Here is a 1,195-nt window from a genome sequence, read left to right as displayed (position 1 = left end):
AGTGCTTACTTCCAGTTTGCTTACCCATTTACTATTGCAAATGATAAGTATGACTTCGTGGCAGCAAAAGCAACGATTGCCCAGGATAAAGAAGAATCGACAGATGAGCAGCATATCGCAGTTGTACCGGAGAAATACGCTCGGTACCGAAGCGAAAAGAAACTAGGCGAGCTTTCTCATGCTTCCTACTATGATTTAGGACATTCAACTTTGCAAAAAATTGACGATCATCTTTATTGGGTAACACCGATTGAATACACTGGCTTTTTTAAATGGATGAAGAACCAGCCTGTTCCTGGCTTCATAAAAATGAGTGCAGAGGATGAAAATAAAGATGCTGTGTTAGTCAAATCGGAAATGACATATGTTCCATCTGCTTATTTCCACGAAGACTTAAAGCGTCTTGTAAGAAAAACGCATAAGGATCACGTCCTGCTGGAAGCAAGCTTTGAGCCAGACGATAATGATAAGCCGTATTATGTTGTGCCATACGGGGATTACAACAAATTCAGGCAGATTGTTGATGTAAAGGGTATTTATATTATTGATCCCGCAAATGGCGAAGTTAAGGACTATAAAATGAATGAAATACCTGATTTCATCGATCATGTTATCCCAACAAGTGTAGCAGAGGATTGGAATGAGTGGTATGGAAAATATATACACGGTTTCTGGAATACCATCTTCTCTAAAGAAGATATTAAGGTACCGACTGAATGGGAAGATATTGATGAAGTAAATGGTGTATTCAATAAGGACCTTGCCTTAAATTGGTTTACTGATTTCACTCGACCGAACTCAGACAGCGGAAGCATGGTAGGCTATTCACTAATCAATGCAAGGTCTGGAAAGCTTACATTCTATGAAGAAGCAAATGGTTCCTTAAATGGGAAATCTGCCATCAATGTAGCTGAAAAGACATTTAGAGCGGAGAAATATGAGGCTGGAACACCTATCCTTTATACGATATATGGTCAGTTCACATGGGTAGTTCCACTTATGGACTCCAACAGCGTGCTAAGACAAATCGTACTTGTTAATGCGAAGGATGAAAAGATTTACAGCTACAGCAATGAAAAATCAAAGCTTTTCAATGACTATAAATATGCCATTGCTACATTGTTAAAGGATGACAACACAGTCCCTAATAATATAGCAGACTTAAAGGACTTGAATGGAAAAATCAGCTATGTTT

General features: G+C 38.6%; 1 protein-coding gene. It reads left to right on the top strand.

The features are described from left to right. Positions 1-57 precede the first annotated feature (57 nt). Positions 58-1,195: hypothetical protein (locus tag AB0G52_RS41230; protein WP_361344460.1), on the top strand; the 1,138-nt coding region annotated here is incomplete at its 3' end.

This window comes from Streptomyces sp. NPDC021562 (assembly GCF_040640875.1).
Classification (GTDB): Bacteria; Actinomycetota; Actinomycetes; order Streptomycetales; family Streptomycetaceae; genus Streptomyces.
The sequence above is the reverse complement of the archived record's forward strand: the minus strand, read 5'-3'. Positions and strand labels throughout refer to the sequence as shown.